The following is a 26,539-nucleotide window of genomic DNA, read 5'->3' as shown; positions in this document are numbered from 1 at the left end:
GGGGCCCTCACCCACGCGCTCGCGGGCCGTGGGTTCGGGCCCGGCAGCCGGCCTGGCCTCGGCCGCGGGCTCCGGGGAAGTCGGGTGCGGCTCGGGCTTGTCGGCCGGCTCGGGCTCGGCCGCCGGCTCCTTCGCCGTCGGGTCCGGCCCGGCTGCCGGCTTCTGCGCCGTCGGGTCCGGCTCGGCCGCCGGCTGCTGTGCCGTCGGGTCCGGCTCGGCCGCCGGCTCGGACAGCGTCGGGTCCGGCTTCGCCGCGGGCTCGGACAGCGTCGGGTCCGGCTTCGCCGCGGGCTCGGGCGTCGCCGCCTCCGCCGGGGCGGCGGCGGTCGGTTCGACCAGGGGTTCCGGGCCGTCGGGGGCGGCCGGCTGATTCGGGGGTACGGGTGGGGAGGTCGACTCGTCGGCGACCGCCGGAGCGTCGTCCGGCCTCGGGCCAGGGGTGCGCCCGTCGGCCGGCCGTGCTCCCGGCTGGGGCTCCGGCATCGCGGCAATCTCCTCTCGCGCCGGTCCGAGGTTAGTACCGTGCCGCCACCACCGCCGCCCGGGCACCGGGCGCGGGGCTCGGGTCGGCCGGCGCGGGGCTCGGGTCGGCCGGTCGGCCGGCATCGTGGCGTGCGCGCGGTCACCGTCGAGCGGGCGCGTACCCTTGGGCATCATGAGTGCCCCGTCCACGACGCCGCGCGCGGCCGCGACCAATTCGGGCGACGACTCCAGCTCGGAGCCGTCGATCTGGCCCCGGCTCGAGCCGTTGCTCCCGCAGATCTCCAAGCCGATCCAGTACGTCGGCGGTGAGCTGGGCGCGGTCGTCAAGGACTGGGACGCCGCGACGGTGCGCTGGGCGCTGATGTATCCCGACGCGTACGAGGTGGGCCTGCCCAACCAGGGTGTGCAGATCCTCTACGAGGTGCTCAACGAGCTGCCCGACACCCTCGCCGAGCGGACGTACGCGGTCTGGCCCGACCTGGAGAGCCTGATGCGCACGCACGGCGTGCCGCAGTTCACCGTCGACGCGCACCGGCCGGTGCGCAAGTTCGACGTGTTCGGCATCTCCTTCTCCACCGAGCTGGGCTACACCAACATGCTGACGGCGATCGACCTGGCCGGCATTCCGCTGCTGGCCGCCGACCGTACCGACGCCGACCCGGTGATCGTGGCTGGTGGGCACGCCGCGTTCAACCCGGAGCCGATCGCCGACTTCATCGACGCCGCGGTGCTCGGCGACGGCGAGGAGGCCGTCCTGGAGATCACCGCGATCGTCCGGGAGTGGAAGGCCGAGGGCTCCCCGGGTGGCCGCGACGAACTGCTGCTGCGGCTGGCCCGCACCGAGAGCGTCTACGTGCCGCGCTTCTACGACGTCGACTACCTGCCGGACGGGCGGATCCAGCGGGTCGTGCCGAACCGGGCGGACGTGCCGTTCCGGGTGCACAAGCGCACGACGATGGACCTGGACGCGTGGCCGTACCCGAAGAAGCCCCTCGTGCCGCTCGCCGAGACGGTGCACGAGCGGTACGCCGTGGAGATCTTCCGGGGCTGCACCCGGGGCTGCCGCTTCTGCCAGGCCGGCATGATCACCCGCCCGGTGCGGGAGCGGTCGATCACCACCGTGGGGCAGATGGTGCGTGAGGGCCTGGAGTTCTCCGGCTTCAACGAGGTGGGCCTGCTGTCGCTCTCCTCGGCCGACCACTCCGAGATCGGCGACATGTGCTCGGGCCTGGCCCAGCAGTACGAGGGCACGAACGTGTCGCTGTCGCTGCCGTCGACCCGGGTGGACGCCTTCAACATCGACCTCGCGCAGGAGCTGTCCCGCAACGGGCGGCGTACCGGTCTGACCTTCGCCCCAGAGGGCGGGTCGGAGCGGATCCGCAAGGTCATCAACAAGATGGTGTCGAAGGAAGACCTGATCCGCACGGTCGTCACCGCGTACAGCAACGGTTGGCGGCAGGTGAAGCTCTACTTCATGTGCGGCCTGCCCACCGAGACCGACGAGGACGTCCTCGAGATCGCCGAGATGGCCCACGAGGTGATCAGGGCCGGGCGGGCCGCGACCGGCTCCAAGGACATCCGCTGCACGGTCTCGATCGGCGGGTTCGTGCCGAAGCCGCACACCCCGTTCCAGTGGGCCTCGATGGACCGTCCGGAGGTCATCGACCACCGGCTCAAGATCCTCAAGCAGGCCATCAACGCCGACCGTTCGCTGGGCCGGGCGATCGGCTACCGCTACCACGACGGCGAGCCGTCGCTGATCGAGGGCCTGCTCTCCCGGGGTGACCGCCGCGTCGGCGCGGTGATCCGCCGGGTCTGGGAGAACGGCGGCCGGTTCGACGGGTGGAGCGAGCACTTCTCGTACCAGCGCTGGGTGGACGCGGCGGCCGAGACGCTGCCCGCGTTCGGGGTGGACCTCGACTGGTACACCACCCGCCAGCGCGACGAGCTGGAGGTCCTGCCCTGGGACCACCTTGACTCGGGCCTGGACAAGGACTGGCTCTGGCAGGACTGGCAGGACTCGGTCAGCGGGTTCGAGCAGGACGACTGTCGGTGGACCCCGTGCTTCGACTGCGGCGTCTGCCCCTCCATGGACACCGAGATCCAGATCGGCCCGACGGGCAAGAAACTCCTCCCCCTGACGCCGATCACCCCCCTGAAGACCCCCGCCCCCTGACCGACCCCAGTGGGTCGCTCGCGTCGATCATGAAGTTGTTGCCCGCACCACGGCGTGTCGTCGACAATAACTTCATGATCAACGAGGTGCTGAGTTTCGAGGAGCGAGACGATCAGTAAGAGAAACCAGCCGGAGGGTGGGCAGGCGCCGGTCGTCCAGCGCGCCCGCATCCGGTACGCCAAGCGCGGGCCGCTGCGGTTCACCTCGCACCGGGACTTCGCCCGGGCCTTCGAGCGCGCGCTGCGTCGCGCCGCCGTACCGATCGCGTTCTCCCAGGGCTTCACCCCGCACCCGAAGATCTCCTACGCCAGCGCCGCTCCGACCGGGGTCGCCAGCGAGGCGGAGTACCTGGAGATCGGCCTTCAGGCCCCGGTCGACCCGGAGGCGCTGCGCGCCGCGCTCGACGCCGCGCTCTCGCCCGGGCTGGACGTGTTGGAGGTGGTGATCGCCGAGGGTGGCAGCCTGGCCGACCGTATCGAGGCGTCGCACTGGCACATCGAGCTGCCCGAGGTCGACACGGCGACCCTGCGCACCGCCGTGGACGCGTTCACCGCCGCCGACGAGGTTCTGGTCGAGCGGATGACCAAGCAGGGGCGACGCACCTTCGACGCCCGCGCGGCAGTCATATCAATCGATGTCCTACCCCCGACGCAGACGCCTTCCGGGGCGCCGGCCGTACCGTGTGCGATACTCGAACTGGTCGTACGGCAGGTCACTCCGTCCGTACGGCCCGATGACGTCCTTTCCGGCCTCCGCGTGGTGGCCGACCTGGAGCCGCCGGTCTCGCCGAGGGTGACCCGGCTGGCTCAGGGCACGCTGACCGCGCAGGGTGCGATCGTGGATCCGTTGGATGCGGACCGCGGCGGGGCAGCCATCGTTGGGCACTGACCGACGGTCAGCGCTCTTGCAGGCAGACTTCGGCGGTCGCGCACCACGCGCGCCCGGCGGAAACACTTTTGCGGCGACCCTGCGTGGCAGCGCTCACCCGCGCCCGGGGCAGCCAGAACTGGAGAACGTCCATGCTCGAGAACGAGCCCGAGGGCGGCGAACGGACCGGTTCACAGCCGGCCGGGGATACCGCTGACCAGAGCAACACCGACAGCACCGCCGGCACCGAGCAAGCCACCGGCGCGCAGCAGACCGGGGCCGAGAGCGCCGAGCCCGCCGCGAAGCCGCGACGGGCCCGGGTCACCCGGCGTCGGGCCGCCCCGCTCAACCAGCCGGAGCAGGCCGAGGCGCCCGTCGAGGCGTCCACCGGTGGGATCGGCGCCGTCGAGTCGCCGCAGGCGGAGGTCTTCGCCCCGATCTCCGGTGACCTGGACGTCCCTCCGAAAACCCCCCGCCGCCGTCGCAAGGCCGCTCCGGTCGAGACGACCGCCGAGGAGCCGCTGGTCGCGGCCAGCGCGGAGCTGTCGTCCCCCGAGGTCGTTCCCCCGGTCAAGGTGACCCGCACCCGGCGGAAGAAGGCGACGCCCGCCGTCACCGAGCCGGAGCCCGCCGCTGCCGTCGAGTCGGAGCCGGCCGTCGAGTCGGAGCCGGCCGCCGTCACCGAGCCCGAGCCCGTCCCGGCCGACGAGACGCCGGCCGAGTCCGACCTGCGGGAGGCCGAAGCCGAGCTGGACGAGGCGCAGACCCCGCCGGGCGCGGCCGAGCAGGCGTTCGGGGATGTCCCGCCCGGTGTCGCCGTGGCCAACGTGACGGACGAGCCGATCGAGCCGGCCGAGGCCATCGAGGCCGAGCCGCCGAAGACCCGCCGTCGTCGCGCAGCGCTCTCCGCGCCCACCGTGCTGTTCATGGCGCCTCAGCCGGACGCCGTGCCGGTGACCCGCCCGGCCGAGCCCGAGCCGGTCGCCGAGGAGCCGGCCGTCGAGGCCGAGCCCTCCCGTCGTCGGCGGCGCGGCCGCCGCGACGCGGAGCCGGTGGAGCCGATCGAGGCCGTCGAGGCCGAGGAGGAGCCGACCGAGGAGGCCGACGAGGCCACCGAGGCGGACGAGGACGACGAGGACAGCGCCGCCGCGCGCCGTCGCCGCCGCCGTGGTCGCCGTGGTCGGGGCCGGGGCAAGGGTGGCGCCGACGACGCCGAGGACGAAGAGTCCGACGAGGCGGCGCAGGCCGAGGAGGAGACCGCCGAGGTCGAGGCCGAGGGCGAGGGCGACGAGGACGAGGAGTCCGAGGGCGGGGACGGGATGACCCGCCGTCGCCGTCGCCGTCGTCGCCGGGGCGCGGGTGACACCGAGGGGGCGGCCGCCGACGACGGCGTGCCGACCGTGGTCAAGATCCGCGAACCCCGTCGTACGGTCGACGAGGTCCAGGGCGTGTCCGGCTCGACCCGGCTGGAGGCCAAGCGCCAGCGTCGCCGGGACGGCCGGGAGCAGCGCCGTACGCGGCCGCCGATCCTCAGCGAGTCGGAGTTCCTGGCCCGCCGGGAGGCGGTGGACCGGGTGATGGCGGTCCGGCAGCGCGGCGACCGTACCCAGATCGCCGTCCTGGAGGACGGGGTGCTGGTCGAGCACTACGTCACCCGCAACTCCTCCGGCACCATGGCCGGCAACGTCTACCTGGGCAAGGTCCAGAACGTGCTGCCCAGCATGGAGGCGGCGTTCGTCGACGTCGGCCGGGGCCGCAACGCGGTGCTCTACGCGGGCGAGGTCAACTGGGACACCTCCGGGCTGGAGGGGCGGGCCCGCTCGATCGAGCAGGCGCTACGCTCCGGCGACTCGGTGCTGGTCCAGGTCACCAAGGACCCGATCGGGCACAAGGGCGCGCGGCTGACCAGCCACATCGCGCTCTCCGGTCGGCACCTGGTCTACGTGCCCAACGGCAACGCGTCCGGGATCAGCCGCAAGCTGCCGGACACCGAGCGCAAGCGGCTGCGCGACGTGCTCAAGAAGCTGGTCCCGGACGGCGCCGGCGTGATCGTCCGTACCGCCGCGGAGGGCGCCAGCGAGGACGAGCTGGCCCGCGACGTCAAGCGGTTGCAGGCGCAGTGGGAGGACATCCAGGCCAAGGCCGCCGAGGGTGGCGCCCCGGTGCTGCTCTACGAGGAGCCCGACCTGGTCATCCGGGTGGTCCGGGACCTGTTCAACGAGGACTTCCGCGAGCTGGTCATCGAGGGCGAGCAGTCGTACGGCATGGTCGAGTCGTACCTGTCGCACGTCTCCCCGGACCTGGTCGACCGGGTCCGCCGACACGTCGGCACCAACGACGTGTTCGCCGAGTACCGGATCGACGAGCAGATCATCAAGGGTCTGGACCGCAAGGTGTTCCTGCCGTCCGGCGGTTCGCTGGTGATCGACAAGACCGAGGCCATGACGGTCGTCGACGTGAACACCGGCAAGTACACCGGCTCCGGCGGCAACCTGGAGGAGACGGTCACCCGCAACAACCTGGAGGCGGCGGAGGAGATCGTCCGCCAGCTCCGGCTGCGGGACATCGGCGGCATCGTGGTGATCGACTTCATCGACATGGTGCTCGAGTCGAACCGGGAGCTGGTGCTGCGCCGGCTCACCGAGTGCCTGGGTCGGGACCGCACCAAGCACCAGGTCACCGAGATCACCTCGCTCGGTCTGGTGCAGATGACCCGCAAGCGGATCGGCGCGGGCCTCCTCGAGGCGTTCAGCGAGACGTGCGACTGCTGCAAGGGCCGGGGCGTCATCATCCACACCGAGCCGGTGCCGGAGAAGCCGCGCACCGGCGGGGCCGCGGAGAAGGTCAAGGCCGTCGCGTCGTCGGCGCCGGCCGCCGCGGCCGCCCCGGCCGCGGAGAACGGCACGCCGTCCTCCCGCCGCCGGGCGCGCAAGAGCGCCCCGGCCGAGCGCGCCGTCATCGAGGTCGTCGACACCGACAACCACGCCGAACCGCACGCCGACTACCAGGACACCATGGGGTACGACCTGTCCCGGTACGAGACGGAGACGGAGGCCGCTCCGGCGGTGTCCGACAGCCAGCGGGGTGAGTCGGCCCGGCTGGCCGCGGCGGACGACCCGGACGCTCTCGCCGACGCCGACGGCGACGAGGAGGCCGCCGAGGGTGGCACCGGACGTCGTCGTTCCCGTCGGGGTGGCGCCCGCCGACGGACCCGCCCCTGAACGGCTGACCGGCCCGCCTGTCTCTGACGGCTGACCGGCCCGCCGTCCCTGAACGGCTGACCGGCCCGCCGTCCCTGAACGGCTGACCGGCCCGCCCGTCTCTGACGGCTGACCGGCCCGGTGTTTGACGAGGTCCCTTTCCCGGCAATGTGACGGGGAGGGACCTCGCCGCTCGGGTCACCCCGACGCGGGAACGCTCGGCCCCGGTCAGGAGAAGAAGATGCGTCGCCTGCTCGCTCGTACCCTGCTGGTAGCCGTACTCCTGGCTTCGGCGGGCTGCTCCGACGACCGCTCGGGTGGTGCGGGCCCGACCGGGGGTTCCGCGCCGACGGGTCCGGCTGCTACGCCGCTGGGCGGTGGCGCGACGGGCGGTGACGCCCGGGTCTGTGCCGAGGCGCGGCGGGCCGGGACCACCGCCGTCCGGGAATACGTCGAGGAGCTGGGCCAGATGGTCGCCGCGGTGGGCGCGGGTGACACCGTGACGGCCGACGCGGCCCGGACCCGGGCGCAGGCGGCCCTGGCCGGCTGGCGGACCGCGCTGCGGGAGCAGAGGGCTCAGGCCACCGACGCGCAGCTCAGGACGTTGCTCAGTGACCTCGGCACGGAGGTCGCCGCCCTCGGCGTCGACGTCGAGTCGATCGACGAGACCGAGCTGGACCGGCTCCAGCAGCGTCTCGATCAGCTCTGCGCCCGGTAACCAGGGCGGGCCGGTTTGGGGTCCATGCCAGCGATGGCGTACTCTTGCCTACGGCCCACCTTTGGTGTGCCGAGTTCCCGCGTGCCCGCGCCGCCGTGCACTGCTACCCGGCGAGCCGCCGCGGGGACGACCAGTCAGCAGCCTCAACGACAGGGAGTCCGCCTCCGATGTACGCGATCGTCAAGACCGGCGGCAAGCAGTACAAGGTCGCCGAGGGCGACGTGATCGAGGTCGAGAAGCTCACCGGTGCCCCCGGTGACGCGGTGAAGCTCACCGCGGTGCTCCTCGTCGACGGTGACGACCTGGTGACCGACGCGGCGAAGCTTGCCGAGGTCGCGGTGTCCGGCGAGATCGCCGCGCACACCAAGGGCCCGAAGATCCGGATCCACAAGTTCAAGAACAAGACCGGCTACCACAAGCGCCAGGGTCACCGCCAGCCGTTGACCCAGGTCAAGGTGACCGGCATCTCCAGCGGGAAGTAGGTCGTCCTCCAATGGCTCACAAAAAGGGTGCGTCCAGCTCGCGTAACGGTCGTGACTCCGCGGCCCAGCGACTTGGCGTGAAGCGCTTCGGTGGTCAGGTCGTCAGCGCCGGTGAGATCCTCATCCGGCAGCGTGGCACCAAGTTCCACCCCGGTGACCTGGTCGGCCGTGGCGGCGACGACACGCTGTTCGCCCTGGCCGCCGGCTCGGTCCTGTTCGGCACCAAGCGCGGTCGCAAGACCGTCAGCATCGTTCCGCAGCAGTAGTTCTCTTCGCTGAGCGGGCCGCGGACCTCCGGGTCCCGGCCCGCTCGGCTTTTTCGACGTGCGGGGTCGACCCTCGCTGGAAGGATTGACGCCGTGGCGACGTTCGTTGACCGGGTCGTCCTGCATCTGCAGGCCGGCGATGGTGGGCACGGTTGTGTCTCGATCCACCGCGAGAAGTTCAAGCCCTTCGGGGGGCCGGACGGCGGCAACGGCGGCCACGGCGGCAGCGTGTCGCTGGTGGTCGACCCGCAGGTGACCACGCTGCTCGACTTCCACTTCCACCCGCACGTCAAGGCCGACAACGGCAAGGGCGGCGCCGGGTCGAACCGGGACGGGGCCAACGGCCACAACCTGGTGCTCAAGGTGCCCAACGGAACGGTCGTGCAGACCACCGACGGCACCGTGCTGGCCGACATGGTCGGCGCCGGCACCACCTTCGAGGTGGCCCGGGGCGGGCGCGGCGGGCGCGGCAACGCGTCGCTGGCCAACGCCAAGCGCAAGGCGCCCGGCTTCGCCGAGCTGGGCGAGCCCGGTGACCAGCTGGACATCGTGCTGGAGCTGAAGAGCGTTGCCGACGTGGGCCTGGTGGGCTTCCCGTCGGCCGGTAAGTCGTCGCTGATCTCGGTGATCTCCGCCGCGAAGCCGAAGATCGCCGACTACCCGTTCACCACCCTCGTGCCCAACCTCGGTGTGGTCCGGATGGACAACCACACCTTCACCGTCGCCGACGTGCCGGGCCTGATCCCGGGCGCGGCCACCGGCAAGGGCCTGGGTCTGGAGTTCCTGCGGCACATCGAGCGCTGCGCGGTGCTGGTGCACGTCATCGACTCGGCGACCCTGGAGCCCGGCCGCGACCCGGTCGCCGACATCGACGCCATCGAGGCCGAGCTGAGCCAGTACGGCGGCCTGACCGACCGCCCCCGGCTGGTGGCCGTGAACAAGGTCGACGTGCCGGACGGCCGGGACCTCGCCGAGATCGTCCGCCCGGACCTGGAGGAGCGCGGCTACCGCGTGTTCGAGGTCTCCGCGGCCACCCGCGAGGGGCTCAAGGAGCTGACGTACGCGATGGCCGAGCTGGTCGAGGCGGAGCGCAAGGCGGCCCCGCCGGCCGAGCCGACCCGGATCGTGATCCGGCCGATGGCGGTGGACGACGCCGGGTTCACCATCACGGCCGAGGCCGACGGCTCGTTCACCGTCCGGGGCGTACGCCCTGAGCGGTGGGTCAAGCAGACCAACTTCGACAACGACGAGGCGGTCGGCTACCTCGCCGACCGGCTGGCCCGCCTCGGTGTCGAGGACAAGCTGGCCAAGGCCGGCGCCGAACCCGGTGACCTGGTCCGGATCGGTGAGCGCGAGTTCGACTGGCAGCCGACGCTCTACGCGGGCGTGGAGTTCGTGCCCGGTAACCGGGGCACCGACGTCCGCCTGGAGGAGAAGTCGAACCGGGCGTCGGCGGCGGAGCGGCTCGCCGCGCGCAAGGCCCGCCGGGTGCGCCCGGAGGACGAGATCGACGCGGACGAGATCGGCGCCGACATGGGCGACGACGACATCGAGGATGACGCCGAGTAGCCGGTTGCGCTCCGTGATCGGGTTGATTGCCGGAAACCTCCGCGAAATCAATCCCGCTTAGCGTCGGGTGATGCTGATCGAGTCGCGGCCCGCCATCGATCCCGAAATCGCCGCCCTGGTCGTCGCCCAGCAGCGTGAGCTGCGCGTCGCTGACGGCGGTTTGGACGGGCAGGTCACCGTCACCCACGACGACATCCGCTACCTGGCCGTGGTGATGCGCGGTCGGGCGGTCGCCTGTGGCGGACTCCAGTCGCTCGACGCCGTCACCGGCGAGGTCAAGCGGATGTACGTGCGGCCGGCGTACCGGGGCAGGGGCATCGCTCGGCAACTGCTCGCCGCCCTGGAGGAGTGCGCGTTCCAGCAGGGGCACACCGTGGTCTGCCTGGAGACCGGCACGTACCTGCCGGCGGCCGTCGGGCTGTACACCTCGTGCGGCTACGAACCGATCCCGGTGTACGGCGAGTACGTGGGCAACCCGTACAGCGTCTGCTTCGCCAAACGGCTCCCGGTCGCTGCCTGACGTAAGGAAGGGCACCTTTCTAACGCCTGGTGTATAGAAAGGGGCCCTTCCTAACGGCTAATGGGCGCGCGGGCGGCGTCAGGCCCCGGCCTCGGCGTGCGCGACGGTGACCGGCTTGGACTCCGGTCGAGCCGCGCTGCACCAGGTACCGGTGAGCATCCGCGCGAAGTAGCAGCTCAGGGGCGGTCGATCGGGGTGTCGAGGCGTCCGCCGGTCCCGGCTTCGTTCGACAGCAGCAGGCCGAGGGCCAGCATGCCGAAGCCGAGGGCGAGGTGCAGCCAGTTGTCAGCGCCGTTGACCGGCAGGATGTTCGCGCCACCCTCCTCGTCGATCGCCTCGATCGCCAGGCCGTACAGCCACAGGGCGAGGTAGATCGCGCCGCCCCCGGCCAGGAAGACCCGCGCGCCGGCGACGCTGCGGGCCAACACCAGACCCACCAGCCCGAACAGCAGGTGTACGGCGTTGTGCAGGATCGAGACCTGGAACACGCCGAGCAGTTTGGCGTCCGAGTGGTGCCCGGCGAAGGCCAGATCGCCGTAGTCGGTGGTAATGCCGGGGATGTAGCCGAGGACACCGATCAGCAGGAAGACCCCGGCCACGGCCAGCGCGGCGACCTGCACCCGCGGTCGGGGCGCGGCAGGTCGGCCACCCCGCGCGTCTCGTGCCATCGGTGCCCCTTTCGTGGATCTCCCGGTCCCGCGAACGTCGCTGTCCGCAGCGGCGACGTGACGCAGCCCCGCGATCCTCCATTTTGAAGTCCCTCCCGACGCTCGCGCAGAGAAATGCACGAACAGGTATGGAAGCCAAAACGCCGGGTAGGTGAGTTGTCAGCGGCCACGGCGACACGGCCGCCTCCCCCAGAACAACCGCGACGACACTTCCGAGCGGAAGGGAAATCATGACTTACGATCTGTCACCCACCTCCACCACGTACGGCCAGGAGTCCACCAACGGCGGCGGCGTCCGCGAGCAGGCCCGGCACGTCGGGTCCGAGGCGGCGCACGCCGGTGGCGCGGTCGCCCAGACCGCCAAGGAGCAGGGCACCGAGGTCGGCCGTGAGGCCGTCCGGCAGGCCCGCAACCTCTACGGCGAGGCCCGCAGCCAGCTCGCCAGCCAGACCGGTGAGCAGCAGCGCCGCGCGGCCGGCGGACTGCGGTCGATCGCCGACGAGATGCGCTCGATGGCCGAGCAGGGTGGCCAGGCCGGTCCGGTGAGCGAGCTGGCCCGCCAGGCCGCCGACCGGGTGCACGGCGTGGCCGGCTGGCTCGAGGAGCGCCAGCCCGGCGACCTGATCAATGAGGTACGCGACTACGCGCGGCGTAATCCGGGCACCTTCCTGGTCGGCGCGGCGGTGCTCGGTGTGCTGGCCGGCCGCCTGACCAAGGGCATCTCGGCCTCCGGTGACGACTCCGGCAACGGTTCCGCGGGTTACCGCGGCGCGGGCGCGTACGACCCGGAGCGCACCGCCGTGATCCCCACCCCGCCGCCGACGCCCCGCACGGCCGCGGACGCCACCCCGGCCGGCGGTTACCTCGACCCGACCCCGGGCACCTACACCGAGCCGACCTCCGGCGGTTACGCCGACCCGACGCCGGGCGGCTACCGCGATCCGGCCCGCGAGGGCGGCTACACCGAGCCGGCGAGCACCGGTCAGCCGCTGCCGCCGGTGACCCAGACCGACCCGCTGCCGGGCGTGCCGTCCAGCGGCAGCCCCCGCCCGTGAGGTGTCGAGTCATCCGAAGGGAGGCGGCGGCATGAGCATGCCGACGCAGGGGTCCGGACTGGACTCCGGTTACCACCCCGACGCGGGTGCCCCGCACACCGCGGCCGAGGTGAAGGGCAGTTCGCTCGGTGATCTGATGCGTCAGGTCACCACCGACCTGTCGACGCTGATGCGCCAGGAGGTCGAGCTGGCCAAGGCCGAGATCCGCCAGGAGGGCAAGAAGGCCGGCAAGGCTGCGGGCCTATTCGGCGGTGCCGGCTTCGGCGGCTACATGGTGGCCCTCTTCGTTTCGATCGCCATCTGGCAGTTCTTGGACAACGTCATGGACTCCGGGCTCGCCGCGCTGATCGTGGCCGTGCTCTGGGCCGTGGTCGCCGCCGTCCTCTACTCGGCGGCGAAGAAAAACGCCCAGCACGTACGCGGGCTCAAGCAGACCAACGACAGCGTGCAGCGGATCCCCGACGCGCTCAAGCCCCACCCGGAGGGAGTCACCCGATGAGCACCGACCCCGACCAGATCCGCCGGGAGATCGAAGCCACCCGCAACAGCCTCAGCTCCGACGTGGACGCGTTGGCGTACAAGGTCAGCCCCAGCCGCATCGTCGACGACCGTAAGCAGCGGGCCCGCTCCGCGCTGCAGAATGTGAGGGACAAGGTCATGGGAACCGCTTCCGACCTCGGCCAGGGCACCGGCCACGCCGCCCACTCGGTGGGTGACCGCGCGTCGTCGGCGGCGTCCAGCGTCAGCGACGCCGCGCAGTCGGCGGCCTCCTCGGTGAGCGACGCGGCCCACAGCGCGCCCCGCGTGATCCGGGAGAAGTCGCAGGGCAACCCGCTCGCCGCCGGTCTGATCGCCTTCGGCGTGGGCTGGCTGGCCTCCTCGCTGATTCCGGCGTCCCGCCGGGAGCAGCAGGCGGCCGCGCAGGTCAAGGAGAAGGTCGGCGAGCACAGCGGAGTCGTCAAGGAGAAGCTGGGCGAGGTTGCCAGCGAACTCAAGGACGAGCTGCGTGAGCCGGCCCAGCACGCCGCCGAGTCGGTGAGGTCCACCGCCCAGGACGCGGTGCATGCGGTCAAGGACGACGGCCGCTCGGCCGCCCAGGACGTCAAGGACCAGGCACAGCAGGCCCGCCAGCAGGTCAGTTCCTGAAGCCACCGACGTCGACGACGGCTCGCGGCCACCCCGGTGGCTGCGAGCCGTCGCCGTATCTCCCCGCGATCTTGCACTTCCTGTTGCTGACCTGTCGACTAACGCGGCTTTTGTCCCAGCAGAAAGTGCAAGATCGCGGGGACTTCGTGGCGGTGGGCTGGGGTGCGGATTCTGGTGTCGCCGTAGCTGACGCCGCCTTTCAGCAGGCGCTGGGTTATCGCAAGCCAGCTGCAGATGCCGCGTTCGAGCAGCCAGAGCGGGGCGGCCAGCGTGGTGGTCGGTGGGAAGACGGTGGCACCGGCGGCGCGGCGGCGACCCGCCTCGGCCAGGGCGACGACGCTGGCCGTCATGCCGAGCAGCAGCCGGGGCCGGCGGGACGCGACCGCCGCGGCCAGCGCGGGCACGACCGCGAGCGCGGTCAGCAGGCGGACCGGCTGGGCCAGGTCGTCGTACGCCTGGCGGACCCGCTGGCCCCGGAAGTGCGCCGCGTCCGGCGGCAGCCGCCGTACGTACAGCCAGGGCGGCGCGACCTCGACGCCGCCGTAAGCCCGCACCGTACGGATCAGCTCCAGGTTCTCGAAGAGCACGTCGGGGTCGTACCCGCCCATGGCGAGGAACGTGCTGCGGCGTACCGCGAGGGTGCCGGGGTAGTCGTTTCCGAGAGCGCGGTTGAGCAGCGTCCGCCCGGTGTCCCACCAGGCGTGCCAGGGCAGGGGGTCGAAGTAGTTCTGCGGCCGGACCAGGTCGACCCGGTCCAGCAGTCGGTGCACCGCGTGGAGCCCGGCCTCGTCGTACCGGACGTCGTCGTCGGCGATCACCACGTGCTCGTGGCGTGCCGCGCCGACGCCGGTGTGCACCCCAGCCACCTTGCCGTTGAGCCCGCGCCGGGCGCGGTCGGGTGGCAGGTGCCGCACCAGCGCCCGCCAGGCCGCCGCGTGCCGGGCGAACAGCTCCGGAGGCGACCCGTCGACCACGATCACGTCGACGAGACCGCTCAGCCGGCGCAGGTAGCCGGTCAGCTCGTCCAGGCCGGCGTCGGTGTGCCAGCGCAGCGGCAGGACGTACGCCATCGGCAGGGCCGTTCCGCCGGTGTCGTGACGCGCGGCGCGCCGGGCGTCACCGGTGGCCGGAGAGGGCATCGCGCCTCCTGGGCGGTGCTGCGCGGCGGGTGTGCCGCCCGCTGCGCCTGCCCGCACGGCGGCCGCCCAAACCGGTGCGAAGCACCGACCCCCGGGACAACGACGACCTCAGGCGCGGCGGACGTTGGTGACGGTCATGCGGCCGGGTGGCAGGACGGGCATCCGGTGCAGGTCCAGGCGCAGATCCTGCGGCGGCACGTCGTAGCGCATGCCGCCGGTCAGGTGGGTGACCGCCCGCTTCATGAGGTCGATGGTGATCCACTCGCCGGCGCAGCGGTGTCCGGTGCTGTGGTCGCCGCCGCCCTGCGCGATCAGCGCGAACGGGTCCACGCGCCGGTCGGCGAACCGCTCGGGGCGGAACAGTTCCGGTTCGGGCCAGAGCGCCGGGTGGTGGTTCGTGCCGTAGAGGTCGAGCAGCACCCGCCGCCCCTGTGGGAAGTGGTGGCCCTGCCAGTCGAAGGAGCGCCGGACCCGGGCCGCGGCCATCGGGAAGAACGGGTAGTAACGGCGTACCTCCTGGACGAACTGCTCGGTGGCCCCGTCGTCGCCGTGGACCCGCTGTCGCCACGCGGGGTGGTCGCGCAGGGCGAGCGCGGCGAAGACGATGTACCGGTCCACGGCGACCGTCGGACGCAGCAGGTTGAGCAGTTCGACGGCGGCGATCCGGCGGGGGAGCAGCGCCCCGCGCGTGTCGCGGTGCTCGGCGACGACCCGTAGCGGGCTGTCGGCCGGGGCCGGGTGGATGCCGACCCGGGTCCGTTCGACGAGGTCGCCGATCCAGCGTTCGGCGCGGCGGCGGGCGAGCAGGCCCCGCCAGTGCCGTGGGCCGACGACCGCCGGGCCCTCGATCATGGCGTGCAGGTCGACGGCGCGGCGGTCGACCTGCGACGTGGCCAGCGGCACGCCGGCCCAGGCGCAGACCACCCGGGTCAGCAGCCGGCCCAGCTCGTCGTAGAGCGGCACCGCGCCGGCCGCCTCCCAGGCGGGAATCCGGGCCCGCCACTCGGCGTCGAAGAGGTGCCCGAGTCGCGCGATCGCCGTCGGCGTCATGATCGACATGAACATGGCCTTGCGGTCGGTGTGCGCGGCGCCGTCCAGCCCCTGCACGCCGCCCCGACCGGTGAGGGTCCGCTGAATCCGCAGCGGCATGGCGCTCTCGCGCTGGAAGCGCTCGTTGTCGTAGAACAGGGTGGCGGCTGGTCGACCCCGCAGGCAGATGGTCGGCGTGAGCAGGATCCGGGTTGAGAAGACGTCGCTGCCCAGGCGGTCGCAGCGTTCTCCGATGAACCGGTAGCCGGCGCGCAGCAGGGCGAGGGTGCTGTCCGGGCCGCGGTCGGCCGGCATGGTCGCCATCGGGCCTCCTCGAGGTTCCGGCGGCGGCCCGCGTCGCCGCCGGGGCACGTCTACCCTCGTGGCCGCCGCGCAATCCCCGCGTCGACAGCGCGTCCGCTGGCCCCTCCCACGGGCGGCGGAACCTGGTTGGCTTGCCGGTGGGGCCGTCGTCGGCCGGCATCGTCGGACGACGGTGACGACCCCGTCGGGCCGAGGTGTCCACGACCACGGGGAGGACGTATGAACGACAACAGGCCGCCGCGCTGGCGGCAGCGGCGGGCGGTCGAGACGCTGGGTGCGGGCCGGGCCGGGCGGCCGCTGATCGGCCCGCCGGGCCGGCCGGCCCGACCGCGCCGGTTCTTCACCGTGCACCTGGGCTTCACCGCGCCGGGCGCGGCCGACGCGCTCGAACAGGCGGTGGCGTACGCGGAGGCGCTGAGCCTGCTCCGCCCGGAGTTGGCGCTCGGTGCGGCGGCCCTGTCGCCGGCCGATGCCTGGCACCGGGCCGAACGGCTGTTCTGCGGCGCGGTCGGCCCGGACGGGGAGCGCTGCGTCGACGTCGCCGACCATCCCGGCTTCCACCACGCGCCGGGCCCGGGCGGTCTGGGCTGGGGCGACGGCGACTAGCCACGGGCTTTGACACCCGCCCTAACCCTGCTGAGAAACCCCCACCGCGCGACCGGTGCCGGTGTCCCCCTCGAAGAGGACACCGGCACGTGCCACTGCGGATCAGTCGAGGTCGAACTCGCCGTCCTGCGCGCCGGCCACGAACGCGTCCCACTCGGCCTGGGTGAAGACCAGCACCGGGCCCTGCGGCTCGGCGGAGTTGCGCATCCCGATCAGGTCGTCGACGAAGGCGACCTCGACAGCGCTCTCGGAGGTGTCCCCCTCGGCCCGTTGCCAGACCGCGCGGGAGAGGTCGAAATCGCCCTTGGGGTGCTGCGCCATGGTTCTTTCCTCCACTGCAGGGGGCCAGGTGGGGACCGCCTGCCGATCCCCATCGGGCAGGATAAGCGGATGCCGAGCCTGACCCGTGTAGAGGCGACCGCGCGTGGCGCGGCGATTACTGTCGAGTCCTATCAGGTGGACCTCGACCTGACCGGCGACGGCGATCTGTTCCGGTCCCGCGTCGAGATCCGGTTCCGGGCGACCGCCGGGGCCGCGACCTTCGCCGAGGTCAGGCCGGCGAACCTCCTCGCGGTACGCCTCAACGACCGGGCCGTCGACCCCGCCACGCTGACCGACAACCGGCTGCCGCTGGTCGATCTCGACACGACGAACACCCTCGTCGTCGAGGCGGAGATGACGTACTCCAACGCCGGGGAGGGGCTGCACCGCTTCGTCGATCCGGCGGACGGCGAGACCTACCTCTACGCGATGTCGTTCCTCGACAATGCCCAGCGCATCTTCGCCGCGTTCGACCAGCCCGACCTCAAGGCCCCGTTCACCCTCTCGGTCACCGCGCCGCCGCGGTGGACGGTCTCCGGCAACGCCGAGGTGGTCGCCACCCCGGCCCCGGGGCGCTGGGAGTTCGCCCCGACCGCGCCGCTGGCGACGTACTTCTTCTCGCTGATCGCGGGGCCGTACCACGTCCGCCGTGCCGAGCACGACGGCATACCGCTGGCGATCTACTGTCGACGCTCGCTCGCCGAGCACCTGGACGCCGACGCCGAGGAGATCTTCGACATCACCGGGCGGTGCCTGGACCGGTTCCACCAGCTCTTCGCCGAGCGCTACCCGTTCGGCAAGTACGACCAGGCGTTCGTGCCCGAGTTCAACGCCGGCGCGATGGAGAATCCGGGCATCGTCACCTTCCGCGACGACTACGTGTTCCGTTCGGCGGTCACCGACACCCAGCGCGAGGTTCGGGCCACCACCATCGCCCACGAGATGGCGCACATGTGGTTCGGTGACCTGGTCACCATGCGCTGGTGGGACGACCTGTGGCTCAACGAGTCCTTCGCCGAGTACCTGGGCACCCGGGTCACCGCCGAGGCCACCCGCTTCGACCAGGCGTGGACGACGTTCGCCATGCGCCGCAAGGCCTGGGGATACGCGGCCGACCAACGTCCCTCCACCCACCCGGTCGCGCCGCCGGAGGTGGCCGACGCCGACGAGGGTCTGCTCAACTTCGACGGCATCTCGTACGCCAAGGGCGCCGCCGTGCTGCGGCAACTGGTCGCGTGGCTCGGCGACGAGGCCTTCCTCGCCGGCCTGAACGCGCACTTCGCCGCGCACCGCTTCGGCAACGCCACCCTCGCCGACCTGCTCACCAGCCTCTCCGCCGCCAGCGGCCGGGACCTGTCCGGTTGGGCCGAGCTGTGGTTGCGCCGGCCGCAGGTCAACACGTTGCGCGCCGAGGTCCACGTCGACGCCGACGGGCGTTACACCGAGGTCGCCGTGGTGCAGACCGCCCCCGCGTCGCACCCCGTGCTGCGTCCGCACCGCATCGGGGTGGGTCGGTACGCGGCGGACGGCGTCGTCCAGCGCGCGGAGGTGGATCTCGATCCGGCCGTCGACGGCGGTCGTACCGTGCTCGGCGCGTTGACGGGCGAGCCGGCGGCCCAGGTGCTGCTGCTCAACGACGGTGACCTGACCTTCGCCAAGGTACGCCTCGACGAGGCGTCGGCGGACGCGGTCGCGGTGGTGCTGCCTTCTCTGACCGATCCGCTCGCCCGGGCGGTGCTCTGGGGCGAGGCGCTGGACGCGGCGACCGACGGCGAACGGCCCGTCGCCGGCCTGGTCGACCTGATGGTCGCGGCGCTGCCCGTCGAGACCGAGGTGATCATCGCGGAGGACGTGCTCGTCATCAGCCGGTCGCTGGTGGACCGTTACCTCGACCCGCTGGCCCGTTCGGCGGCGCTGGCCCGGGTCGCCGAGGCGTGCCGGCGTCTGCTCGATGGCGCGCCGGCGGGGGAGTCGTTGCAGCTCGCCGCCGCCCGGGGCTGGATCGCCGCGACCACCGACAGCGACCTGCTCGTCGGCTGGCTCGCCGGCCGGGACGTACCGGCCGGGCTGGCCGTCGACGCGGAGCTGCGGTGGGCGGTGCTGCGCCGGCTCGTGGTGCTGGGCGCGGCGGGCGAGGCGGAGATCGCCGAGGAGGCGCGGGCCGACGTCAGCTCCGCCGGCGCGGAACAGGCCGCGTACTGCCGGGCCGCCCGGCCCGACCCGGCGGCGAAGCAGGCGGCATGGGAGATCCTCATGCGGGACACCGAGCTGTCCAACCGGCTGCTCGAGGCCACCGCGGAGGGGTTCTGGCAGCCCGAGCAGCCCGAGCTGACCGCCGCGTACGTCGGGTGGTACTTCGCCGAGATGCCGGCCGCCGCTCGTCGTCGTACCCCCTGGACGGCCGACCGGGTGGCGAAGCTGGCGTTTCCCCGCTACGCCGTCGCGCAGCCGACCCGGGAGGCGGCCGCGGCGTTGCTGGCCCGCGACGACCTGACGGCGGGCCTGCGGCGGGTCGTCACCGACGCCGACGACGACCTGCGGCGGGCGCTCGTGGCGCGCACGGCGGTGGCCGCCGCCTCGGCCTGAGGTCGGCCGGCCGCCGTGGTGGGCGGCCCGGGTTGCGATGGTCGGAGCGCGGGGTGGCCGAGCGGCCACCCCGCGCCCGTGCTCACCGCAGGGCGGGTTCGGCCGTGACCGGGGCGTCGAAGTCGATGACGTAGCGCTGCTCGTGGGCGATGGTGCGTTCCGGGTCCATCGCCGTGCGCACCAGCAGCGGTATGAGCAGCGGCATCAGCGTCCGGGCGACCGGGCCGGGCGCCTTCGTGTGGTTGATCCGCGCGGCGCGGGCGGCGACCTTCTCGACCCGGGTGCGACGCAGCCGCACGTACGCCTCGAAGGCCGACGTCACGTCGGGTAGGTCCCGCAGGCAGCGGGCGAGCTGCACCGCGCTCTCGATGGCGAGCGAGGCGCCCTGCCCGGAGCTGTTCGACGGCGCGTGCGCGGCGTCGCCGACCAGCACCAGGCGACCCCGGTGCCAGTGCGGCACGGGCGGCATGATCTGCAACGCGCCGGCCACCTGGAGGTCGTCGGCGGAGCTGGTGGCCATCAGCTCCCGGCCCGGGTCGTCGTCGCCGTAGGTGGCGCGCAACGTGTCCAGCCACTGCCGCGCGGGCACCGTACGGGCCTCGACGAGGCTCATCGGCCGCTGCCCCGGCAGGTTGGCCCCCCAGCGGGTGCCGCCACCCGGCTCGGGCCAGTACAGGTAGTAGCCGCGCCGTCCGAAGGCGAACGTCATCGTGCCCGCCTCGGCGTCCACCTCGTGCCGGGCGACCGCCTCTAAGCCGAGCAGTCCGGTGAATCGGGGGCCGGGCGCGGCCGGGTCGATGAGGTCACGGACCGTGGAACGGATGCCGTCCGCGCCGACCAGGACGTCGGCGGTCGCCGTGGTGCCGTCCTCGAAACGCGCGGTCACGCCGTCGTCGGTCTGCGTGACGTCGACCAGTCGCCTGCCGTACGCGAAGGTGATGCCCTCGGCGACGGCCCGGTCGTGCAGCACCCGATGCAGCTCGGCCCGGTGTACCACGCGCAGCGGCGGCACTCCGGCCAGCATCGGCAGGTCGATCCGTCGGGCGCCAACGGCCATGACGCTGCGGTGGATCCCGGTGGCGATCGCCGTCACCGCCTCGTCCGCGCCGACGGCCCGCAGGGCTGCCACGCCGTTGGGCGCGAGCGCGAGGGTGCCACCGATGCCACCGGCTCCGCTGGCGGTCGCCGGGTACGCCTCGGCGACGGTGGCGGTGATGCCGGCGCGGTGGAGGGCGAGGGCCGCCACGGGCCCCGCGATGCCGCCGCCGATGACGAGTGCGGTTCGTACCGTTGTCATGCTCTTTCTCCCTGGTGTCGTCGCGTGGGTGCGGACGAACCGTCCTGGGAGGGGACCCGGTTATCCTCGTGGTTGCCGCTTCGGGCCGGGTGCCTGCTCAGGTGTCGGTTCGGGGTAGGGCTCCGGCGGGGTGTTGGCGCACCCCGCCGGAGCTGTCTTGTCAGTCGGCGGTGTCGGGGTCGCTGCTGGTCCTTGCGGCCAGCTCGGCCAGCTCGGCCGGCATCTCGCCGGTCTCGTGGAAGGCCCGCCAGGTGTCCAGCCCCGGGTAGCTTCCCGAGGTCAACTCCGCCAGCAGGGCCCGCAGCCAGGTGGCCTCGGCGTCCCGGATGGCGAGGTCGTACTCGTTCTCGACCAGGAACAGTCGCGGGACGTCCCGCAGGTGGGCGTCGAGCGTCTCGCGGTCCCGGCGGAGCGCGTCGTCCAGTCGGTCGAGTCGCTGCCGGAGCAGGTCGATCGCCTCGTCGGGGTGCAGGGCGGCGAGCACGGAGAGGCCGGCCCGGAAGCGGGGATGCTCCGCCATGGGCATGCCGACCAGCTCCCGCGCCCAGTCGACCAGCTCGGCCCGGCCCGCGTCGGTGATCCGGTAGACGGTGCGTTCCGGGCGTCGGCCCTCGCGCACGCTCTCCACGGCGGCGATCAACTGGTGTTTGTCCAGGTTGCGGATCACCGTGTAGAAGGAGCCCCACTTGAACTCCATGTCCTGGTCCTTGCCCCAGGCGCGCAGCGTGCTGGCCATCTCGTAGGGGTGCATGGGCCGCTGGACGAGGGCGGAGAGCACGGCCAGCGCCAGCAGGTTGCCGACCTTGCGCCGCTTCGGCATGACGCACCTCCCAAATACTCGTGGACGAGTATACGCACGCGAGTATCCGTGTCGCCAGTCCCTCGGGCCGATACGGGCGGTTCCGACGCCCGGCCTACGATCAACGGGTGGAGGAAGATATCCGGCGGATCGGGATCATGGGTGGCACCTTCGACCCGATCCACCACGGGCACCTCGTCGCGGCCAGCGAGGTGGCGGACCGGTTCGGCCTGGACGAGGTGGTCTTCGTCCCCACCGGGCAGCCGTGGCAGAAGGCCGACGAGCCGGTCAGCCCCGCCGAGGACCGGTACCTCATGACGGTCATCGCCACCGCCTCCAACCCCCGCTTCCAGGTCAGTCGCGTCGACATCGACCGCAGCGGCCCGACCTACACGGTCGACACGTTGCGCGACCTCCAGGCCGAGTACGGCGCCAAGGTCCAGCTCTTCTTCATCACCGGAGCGGACGCGCTGCAACGCATCCTGTCCTGGAAGGACCTGGACGAGATCTTCGAGCTGGCCCACTTCGTCGGTGTGACCCGGCCCGGTTTCGCGCTGACCGACAAGCACCTCCCGGCGGACACGGTCAGCCTGATCCAGGTGCCCGCGATGTCCATCTCGTCGACCGACTGTCGTGCCCGGGTCGCCCGGGGTGAGCCGGTCTGGTACCTGGTGCCTGACGGTGTGGTGCAGTACATCGCCAAGCGACGCCTCTATCAGTCCTGATCGCGTCCGGTATGTGCTGGTTGGTGCGTCTAACCGACCAGAACTGACGGGTCGGGACCTCGCCGGGTGTGAGACGCTTGGAGGATCGCACGCCTGATCGAAGGAGAACGGTGACAGTTTCCGAACGCGCGCACGAGCTGGCGATCGCCGCCGCCCAGGCAGCCGCCGACAAGAAGGCGCAGGACATCGCGATCATCGACGTCGGCGACCAGCTCGCCATCACGGACGCGTTCCTGCTCGCCGCCGCCCCCAACGAGCGCCAGGTGCTCGCCATCGTCGACGCCATCGAGGAGCGCCTGCTGGAGCTTCCGGAGAAGGCCAAGCCGATCCGGCGCGAAGGCGAGCGGGGTGGCCGCTGGGTGCTGCTCGACTACGTCGACATCGTGGTACACGTCCAGCACACCGAGGAGCGCGAGTTCTACGGGCTCGACCGCCTCTGGAAGGACTGCCCCACCATCCCGTTCGTCGACCGCGACCTGGTCGAGGCCGACGCCAGCGGGTCCGCCGCGGCCGAATGACCCGGCTGATCGTCTGGCGGCACGGCAACACCGACTGGAACGCCGCCAACCGCGTCCAGGGGCAGACCGACGTACCCCTCAACGAGCTGGGCCGCGACCAGGCCCGCGCCGCCGCGCCGCTGCTCGCGTCGCTGCGTCCGGACGCCATCGTCTCCAGCGACCTGGGCCGCGCCGCGGAGACCGCCGCGGCGCTGGCCGCGCTCACCGGCCTCGGGGTACGCACCGACGCCCGGCTGCGCGAGCGGCACTTCGGCCGGTGGCAGGGCCTGCACCTCACCGAGGTCGCCGAGCGCTTCCCCGGCGAGTACGCGCGCTGGCGGGCCGGCGACCCGGCGCCGGGCGCGGATCTGGAGCCGCTGCACGAACTCGGTGAGCGGGTCGCCGCCGCGTTCCTGACGGCGGCCGACGCGACGCCCGGCGGGACGGTGGTCCTCGCCACCCACGGCGGCGCCTCCCGCCAGGGCGTTGGCCACCTGCTCGGCTGGCCTCCCGAGGTGCTGCGCACCATCGGCTCCCTGGCCAACTGCCACTGGACCGAGCTGCGACACGACGACGTCCGGGGCTGGCAGCTCCGTGGCCACAACGTCGGCCTCGTCACCGCCCCGGCCGTCGTCGACGCGGTCTGAGCGCCGATCCGGCCCGGGTCGGCGCTCGCACCTCGGCGCGGCGGGTCGTGATCGGCTAGCGTGCCGGGCATGCCCGTCGCGGTCGTCATCGACTCCACCGCCTACCTCCCACCCGAGCTGGTGCTGCGGCACCGGCTGACCGTCGTCCCGCTGACCGTCGTGCTCAACGGCGCGGAGGGATTGGAGGGGGTGGAGACCCAACCCGCCGACGCCACCCGCGCGCTGGGTGAGCGGCGGGTGTCGGCCAGCACGTCCCGGCCGGCGCCCGAACAGTTCGCCCGGACGTACCGCCGTCTCCTCGACGACGGCGCCGACGGCGTCGTCTCGGTGCACATCTCCGCCGGCCTGTCCGGCACCGTCGAGGCCGCCCGCCTGGCCGCCGTCGACCTCGGCGGTCGGGTCGAGGTCGTCGACAGCCGCTCCGCCGGCATGGGCCTCGGCTTCCCGGCCATCGCCGCCGCCATCGCCGCCGAAGCCGGAGCGGACCTGGCCGGCGTACGCGACGCGGCGCTCGCCGCGGTGGCCCGGACCACCGTCTGGTTCTACGTCGACACGTTGGAGTTCCTCCGCCGGGGCGGCCGGATCAACGCCGCCGAGGCGCTGCTCGGCACCGCCCTGTCGGTCAAGCCGATCATGCACATGCCGGACGGCGCGATCGTGCTGCGGGAGAAGGTGCGTACCGCCAGTCGGGGAGTCGCCCGGCTCGTCGACCTGGCCGTCGAGGCGGCCGGCGACGACGACGTCGACCTGGGCGTACACCACCTGGCCGCGCCGCAGCGCGCCGAGGCGCTGCTCGCCGCGCTCACCGCGCGCCTGGGCGAACGGGTGCACGACACGTACGTCTCCGAGGCGGGCGCGGTGGTCGCCGCACACGCCGGGCCGGGTCTGGCCTGTGTCGTCGTGCACCGTCGGCCCGGGAGCTGAGATCGTGGCCGGCACGTGCGTGGTGACCGGTGGTGGCCGTGGCGTCGGTCGGGCCGTGACGCGACGGCTGGTGACTGCCGGCGTGACCGTCGTCGTCGTGGAGCGCGACGCCGAGGCGGTGGACTGGCTCGCCGGGCACCCGGCCGCCGATCGCCTGCTCGCGGTGGTCGGCGACGCCGGTGACGAGCGGGTGGCCGAACACGCCGCCGAGGTGGCCGAACGCGTCGCCCCGCTGACCGGCTGGGTGAACAACGCGGCGATCTCCCGGGACGCCGCCCTGCACACGGCGTCGGCCGACATCGTGCTGGACCTGATCGGGCTGAACCTGCGTCCGGCCGTGGTGGGCGCCGCCGTGGCGGTGCGCCGCTTCCTGGCCGCCGGCACGGGCGGCGCGATCGTGAATGTCTCGTCGCACCAGGCCCGCCGGCCGGTGCCGGGCGCTCTGCCGTACGCCACGGCGAAGGCCGCCGTGGAGGGGCTGACCCGGGCGCTGGCCGTCGAGTACGGACGGCACGGCATCCGCGCCAACGCCGTCGCGCTCGGCTCGATCGCCACCGAGCGGCACGCCGAGTACCTCGCCGCGCAGGAGCCCACCCGGGCCGAGTGGATCGACGCCGAGTTGACCCGGCTGCACCCGGTGGGCCGGATCGGGCGTGCCGACGAGGTGGCCGAGGCGGTCGCGTTCCTGCTGTCGCCGGCGGCCAGCTTCGTCAACGGGGTGACCCTGCCGGTGGACGGGGGACGGGCGGCGCTCGGCCTCGACCCGGAGGCCCGCTGATCCGGTGCACTCGGGCCGCCTCCCTCCGGAGACGGCCCGACTGCTGTCCGCTCAGCTTCGCAGGGACCACTGCTGGTTCTGTCCACCGTTGCAGGCCCAGAGGATCAGTTTGGTGCCGTTGGCGGTGGCGGCGCCGTTGGCGTCCAGGCAGAGCCCGGACTGGACGCCGGTGAGGGTGCCGTTGGCGTTGACGTTCCACTGCTGGTTCGCGCCGCCGTGGCAGTCCCAGATGATCACCTGGGTGCCGTTCGCGGTGCCCTGGCCGTTGGCGTCGAGGCACTTGTTGCCGTACACCTGGATCTGCTTGCCGGCCGTGTAGGTCCAGCGTTGCGCGGCGCTGTTGCTGATGCAGTCCCACAGTTGCAGCTGGGTGCCGTTGGTGGTGGCGCCGTTCGGCACGTCGACGCAGCGACCGGACTGCGCGCCCACGATCTGGGCGTTCTGCTGCGGGTTGCCGCCGCTCGCGGGGGTGTAGGCGGCAGCGGCGATGTTCGCCTGCACGGCGTCCTCGGTGGCGGCCGTCGGGTAGCCGGAGGTCAGCACGCCCTCGAAGAAGGTGCCGCGACCGGTGATGCTGTTGTCACCACCGATGCCCAGGAGGATGGCCCCCTCCTTCTTCATCGGGTTGTAGCCGTTGGGCCGCCGACCGTCGAAGTAGGTGGTCAGGCCACCCGACTGCGAGTTCCCGCCGCGGATCGCCCAGTGGTTCGGCTCGCCCTTGACCATGGCCGTGACGAAGCGGTGGTTGATGGACGCGATGTTGTTGTAGCCCGCGTTAACCCCGGAGAACAGGCCCCACTCCAGGTCGGCCATGATCCAGGGACCCGCGCCCGCTCCGTAGCCCCACTGCTTGTTCGCGCCGAAGTAGACCGTCTCCATGATCGCGCGCTCGTCGGCCTGGACGTTGGTCTGCGCGTTGCCGTAGTCGAAGCAGCACCACTGGTTGTAGTGCGTGCCGTCGACGACGGCGTAGATGCCCTCGGGCTGGTCGCCGGTCGCGACGCCGTTGGTGTTGTTGTTGCGGTAGCCGGTGCCGGGGGCGATGTAGACGCCGTACGCGTTCTGGCCGCCGATGGTGACCGGTGCCGCCTTGGCGTCGGCGAGGTTGTCGTACCCGCCGGGGGCCGGGCCGGTGAAGCCGCCGGGAGGCGCCTGCGTGAGCCGGTTGTTGCGGCCGGACTGGTCGTAGATGATCGTGATCACGCAGCTCGTGTTGGCGCAGAACGTGTCCTGGGTGGCGGCGTTGGCGACGCCACCGGCGCTGAGCACGCCGACGTCGCGGGTGGTGTTGTCCGATGATCTGCGCACCTGGTAGAGCGCTCCGTTGTACGCGCCGTACAGGGCCCGGGTGGTGCTGTGCGCGGCGACGCACGGCGTCCCGCCGGAGGCGTAGATGTCGCACGGGCCGGTGCCGGCCGCCCGGGCGACGCCGGGCGTCTCCGTGACCAGGTAGACGCCGGCCCCGGCGACGAGGACCAGCAGGGTCCCCGCTGCGGCCAGCAGGCGGTGCAGCCTTCTCTTCACGTCCATGGTTCCCCTCAGGTGGCGGTGGTGGTGGGGGGTGATGATAGCGTTAACATTAATCCTCATCCATGAACGCGCGCTACCTCCGGGCGGGTCGGTGGCCCGTGCTCCCGTAGCAGACGCGAGCATGATCAGGGCGTTGTCCACAGAGGCCCCGGTTGTCCACAGGTCGGGCCAGCGAGGCGGCCGTCGG

At 72.5% G+C, this 26,539-nt stretch carries 26 protein-coding genes; 19 read left to right on the top strand and 7 right to left on the bottom strand.

Annotated elements, in window-relative coordinates:
• Positions 1–97: 97 nt before the first annotated feature.
• The 9 genes from ACQP03_RS27490 to ACQP03_RS27450 all read left to right on the top strand — a co-directional run bounded on the left by ACQP03_RS27490 (position 98) and on the right by ACQP03_RS27450 (position 10,281).
• The gene (locus ACQP03_RS27490) at positions 98–370 is read left to right on the top strand and encodes a hypothetical protein (protein ID WP_433458988.1); all 273 of its coding nucleotides are present in this window, start codon (positions 98–100) and stop codon (positions 368–370) included.
• 285 nt (positions 371–655) lie between these two features.
• Positions 656–2,659: a TIGR03960 family B12-binding radical SAM protein gene (locus tag ACQP03_RS27485; protein WP_357134489.1), complete on the top strand. Its 2,004-nt coding sequence runs from the start codon at positions 656–658 to the stop codon at positions 2,657–2,659.
• Between the two features lie 192 nt (positions 2,660–2,851).
• Positions 2,852–3,547, top strand: a complete 696-nt coding sequence (locus tag ACQP03_RS27480; RefSeq protein WP_433461220.1) for a TIGR03936 family radical SAM-associated protein — start codon at positions 2,852–2,854, stop codon at positions 3,545–3,547.
• A 131-nt stretch (positions 3,548–3,678) separates the two neighbouring features.
• The gene (locus ACQP03_RS27475; RefSeq protein ID WP_357397638.1) at positions 3,679–6,747 is read left to right on the top strand and encodes an Rne/Rng family ribonuclease; all 3,069 of its coding nucleotides are present in this window, start codon (positions 3,679–3,681) and stop codon (positions 6,745–6,747) included.
• Positions 6,748–6,967: 220 nt separating this feature from the next.
• Entirely contained in the window at positions 6,968–7,444 is a 477-nt protein-coding gene (locus ACQP03_RS27470) for a hypothetical protein (RefSeq protein WP_357134492.1), read from the top strand.
• A 167-nt stretch (positions 7,445–7,611) separates the two neighbouring features.
• Positions 7,612–7,926, top strand: coding sequence for a 50S ribosomal protein L21 (gene rplU / locus ACQP03_RS27465; protein ID WP_007464063.1), 315 nt, complete (start codon positions 7,612–7,614; stop codon positions 7,924–7,926).
• 11 nt (positions 7,927–7,937) lie between these two features.
• Positions 7,938–8,192 carry a 50S ribosomal protein L27 gene (rpmA, locus tag ACQP03_RS27460; RefSeq protein WP_043966727.1) on the top strand — a complete coding sequence of 85 codons (255 nt, stop codon included), beginning with the start codon at positions 7,938–7,940 and terminating at the stop codon, positions 8,190–8,192.
• Between the two features lie 93 nt (positions 8,193–8,285).
• Positions 8,286–9,761, top strand: a complete 1,476-nt coding sequence (obgE, locus tag ACQP03_RS27455) for a GTPase ObgE (RefSeq protein WP_357397631.1) — start codon at positions 8,286–8,288, stop codon at positions 9,759–9,761.
• 70 nt (positions 9,762–9,831) lie between these two features.
• Positions 9,832–10,281, top strand: coding sequence for a GNAT family N-acetyltransferase (locus tag ACQP03_RS27450; protein ID WP_433458984.1), 450 nt, complete (start codon positions 9,832–9,834; stop codon positions 10,279–10,281).
• A 176-nt stretch (positions 10,282–10,457) separates the two neighbouring features.
• On the opposite strand, the gene ACQP03_RS27445 is transcribed toward ACQP03_RS27450, so the two are convergent.
• On the bottom strand, positions 10,458–10,949 hold the full coding sequence (locus tag ACQP03_RS27445) for a DUF4383 domain-containing protein (protein WP_433458982.1): 492 nt from the start codon (positions 10,947–10,949) through the stop codon (positions 10,458–10,460).
• 230 nt (positions 10,950–11,179) lie between these two features.
• Here ACQP03_RS27445 and ACQP03_RS27440 point away from each other — a divergent pair, with 230 nt between their 5' ends.
• From ACQP03_RS27440 to ACQP03_RS27430, 3 genes are read left to right on the top strand one after another with little or no spacing between them, the layout of a single operon-like run.
• The gene (locus tag ACQP03_RS27440) at positions 11,180–12,004 is read left to right on the top strand and encodes a hypothetical protein (protein WP_433458980.1); all 825 of its coding nucleotides are present in this window, start codon (positions 11,180–11,182) and stop codon (positions 12,002–12,004) included.
• Between the two features lie 31 nt (positions 12,005–12,035).
• On the top strand, positions 12,036–12,503 hold the full coding sequence (locus ACQP03_RS27435; protein ID WP_357134500.1) for a phage holin family protein: 468 nt from the start codon (positions 12,036–12,038) through the stop codon (positions 12,501–12,503).
• Positions 12,500–13,150, top strand: coding sequence for a DUF3618 domain-containing protein (locus ACQP03_RS27430; RefSeq protein ID WP_357175688.1), 651 nt, complete (start codon positions 12,500–12,502; stop codon positions 13,148–13,150). The genes ACQP03_RS27435 and ACQP03_RS27430 overlap by 4 nt, the downstream gene beginning before the upstream one ends.
• A gap of 98 nt (positions 13,151–13,248) precedes the next feature.
• On the opposite strand, the gene ACQP03_RS27425 is transcribed toward ACQP03_RS27430, so the two are convergent.
• Positions 13,249–14,289 carry a glycosyltransferase gene (locus tag ACQP03_RS27425; RefSeq protein ID WP_357134502.1) on the bottom strand — a complete coding sequence of 347 codons (1,041 nt, stop codon included), beginning with the start codon at positions 14,287–14,289 and terminating at the stop codon, positions 13,249–13,251.
• Between the two features lie 108 nt (positions 14,290–14,397).
• The gene (locus ACQP03_RS27420) at positions 14,398–15,642 is read right to left on the bottom strand and encodes a cytochrome P450 (RefSeq protein WP_357134504.1); all 1,245 of its coding nucleotides are present in this window, start codon (positions 15,640–15,642) and stop codon (positions 14,398–14,400) included.
• 219 nt (positions 15,643–15,861) lie between these two features.
• On the opposite strand from ACQP03_RS27420, the gene ACQP03_RS27415 reads away from it, so the two are divergent.
• Positions 15,862–16,248 carry a hypothetical protein gene (locus tag ACQP03_RS27415; RefSeq protein WP_357134506.1) on the top strand — a complete coding sequence of 129 codons (387 nt, stop codon included), beginning with the start codon at positions 15,862–15,864 and terminating at the stop codon, positions 16,246–16,248.
• 102 nt (positions 16,249–16,350) lie between these two features.
• Here the strand turns inward: ACQP03_RS27415 and ACQP03_RS27410 are convergent, their stop codons facing one another.
• Positions 16,351–16,569 carry a DUF397 domain-containing protein gene (locus ACQP03_RS27410; RefSeq protein WP_355053179.1) on the bottom strand — a complete coding sequence of 73 codons (219 nt, stop codon included), beginning with the start codon at positions 16,567–16,569 and terminating at the stop codon, positions 16,351–16,353.
• 69 nt (positions 16,570–16,638) lie between these two features.
• Between ACQP03_RS27410 and pepN the strand changes: the two genes are divergently transcribed.
• Positions 16,639–19,155 (top strand): aminopeptidase N, encoded by a 2,517-nt coding sequence (gene pepN / locus ACQP03_RS27405; protein ID WP_357175685.1) that lies wholly within the window; start codon positions 16,639–16,641, stop codon positions 19,153–19,155.
• 82 nt (positions 19,156–19,237) lie between these two features.
• On the opposite strand, the gene ACQP03_RS27400 is transcribed toward pepN, so the two are convergent.
• Together ACQP03_RS27400 and ACQP03_RS27395 are read right to left on the bottom strand one after the other, a co-directional pair.
• Positions 19,238–20,452 (bottom strand): FAD-dependent monooxygenase, encoded by a 1,215-nt coding sequence (locus ACQP03_RS27400; RefSeq protein WP_357134511.1) that lies wholly within the window; start codon positions 20,450–20,452, stop codon positions 19,238–19,240.
• Between the two features lie 160 nt (positions 20,453–20,612).
• Positions 20,613–21,272: a PadR family transcriptional regulator gene (locus tag ACQP03_RS27395; protein WP_357175683.1), complete on the bottom strand. Its 660-nt coding sequence runs from the start codon at positions 21,270–21,272 to the stop codon at positions 20,613–20,615.
• Between the two features lie 107 nt (positions 21,273–21,379).
• Between ACQP03_RS27395 and nadD the strand changes: the two genes are divergently transcribed.
• The 5 genes from nadD to ACQP03_RS27370 all read left to right on the top strand — a co-directional run bounded on the left by nadD (position 21,380) and on the right by ACQP03_RS27370 (position 24,822).
• Complete coding sequence (gene nadD / locus ACQP03_RS27390; RefSeq protein WP_357134515.1) at positions 21,380–21,976, top strand: nicotinate-nucleotide adenylyltransferase; 597 nt, start codon at positions 21,380–21,382, stop codon at positions 21,974–21,976.
• Between the two features lie 110 nt (positions 21,977–22,086).
• Complete coding sequence (rsfS, locus tag ACQP03_RS27385) at positions 22,087–22,494, top strand: ribosome silencing factor (RefSeq protein WP_355053184.1); 408 nt, start codon at positions 22,087–22,089, stop codon at positions 22,492–22,494.
• A complete protein-coding gene (locus ACQP03_RS27380; RefSeq protein ID WP_357175680.1) occupies positions 22,491–23,120 on the top strand; it encodes a histidine phosphatase family protein in 630 nt (209 codons plus the stop codon). Before rsfS ends, ACQP03_RS27380 begins: the two co-directional genes overlap by 4 nt.
• 69 nt (positions 23,121–23,189) lie before the next feature.
• Entirely contained in the window at positions 23,190–24,044 is an 855-nt protein-coding gene (locus ACQP03_RS27375; protein ID WP_357175677.1) for a DegV family protein, read from the top strand.
• A 4-nt stretch (positions 24,045–24,048) separates the two neighbouring features.
• Positions 24,049–24,822, top strand: coding sequence for an SDR family NAD(P)-dependent oxidoreductase (locus ACQP03_RS27370; protein WP_357175674.1), 774 nt, complete (start codon positions 24,049–24,051; stop codon positions 24,820–24,822).
• A 51-nt stretch (positions 24,823–24,873) separates the two neighbouring features.
• Here the strand turns inward: ACQP03_RS27370 and ACQP03_RS27365 are convergent, their stop codons facing one another.
• Positions 24,874–26,352, bottom strand: a complete 1,479-nt coding sequence (locus ACQP03_RS27365) for an arabinofuranosidase catalytic domain-containing protein (RefSeq protein WP_357175671.1) — start codon at positions 26,350–26,352, stop codon at positions 24,874–24,876.
• Positions 26,353–26,539: the final 187 nt, after the last annotated feature.

It is taken from the genome of Micromonospora sp. CA-248212 (assembly GCF_050948405.1).
Taxonomy (GTDB): Bacteria; Actinomycetota; Actinomycetes; order Mycobacteriales; family Micromonosporaceae; genus Micromonospora.
The sequence above is the reverse complement of the archived record's forward strand: the minus strand, read 5'-3'. Positions and strand labels throughout refer to the sequence as shown.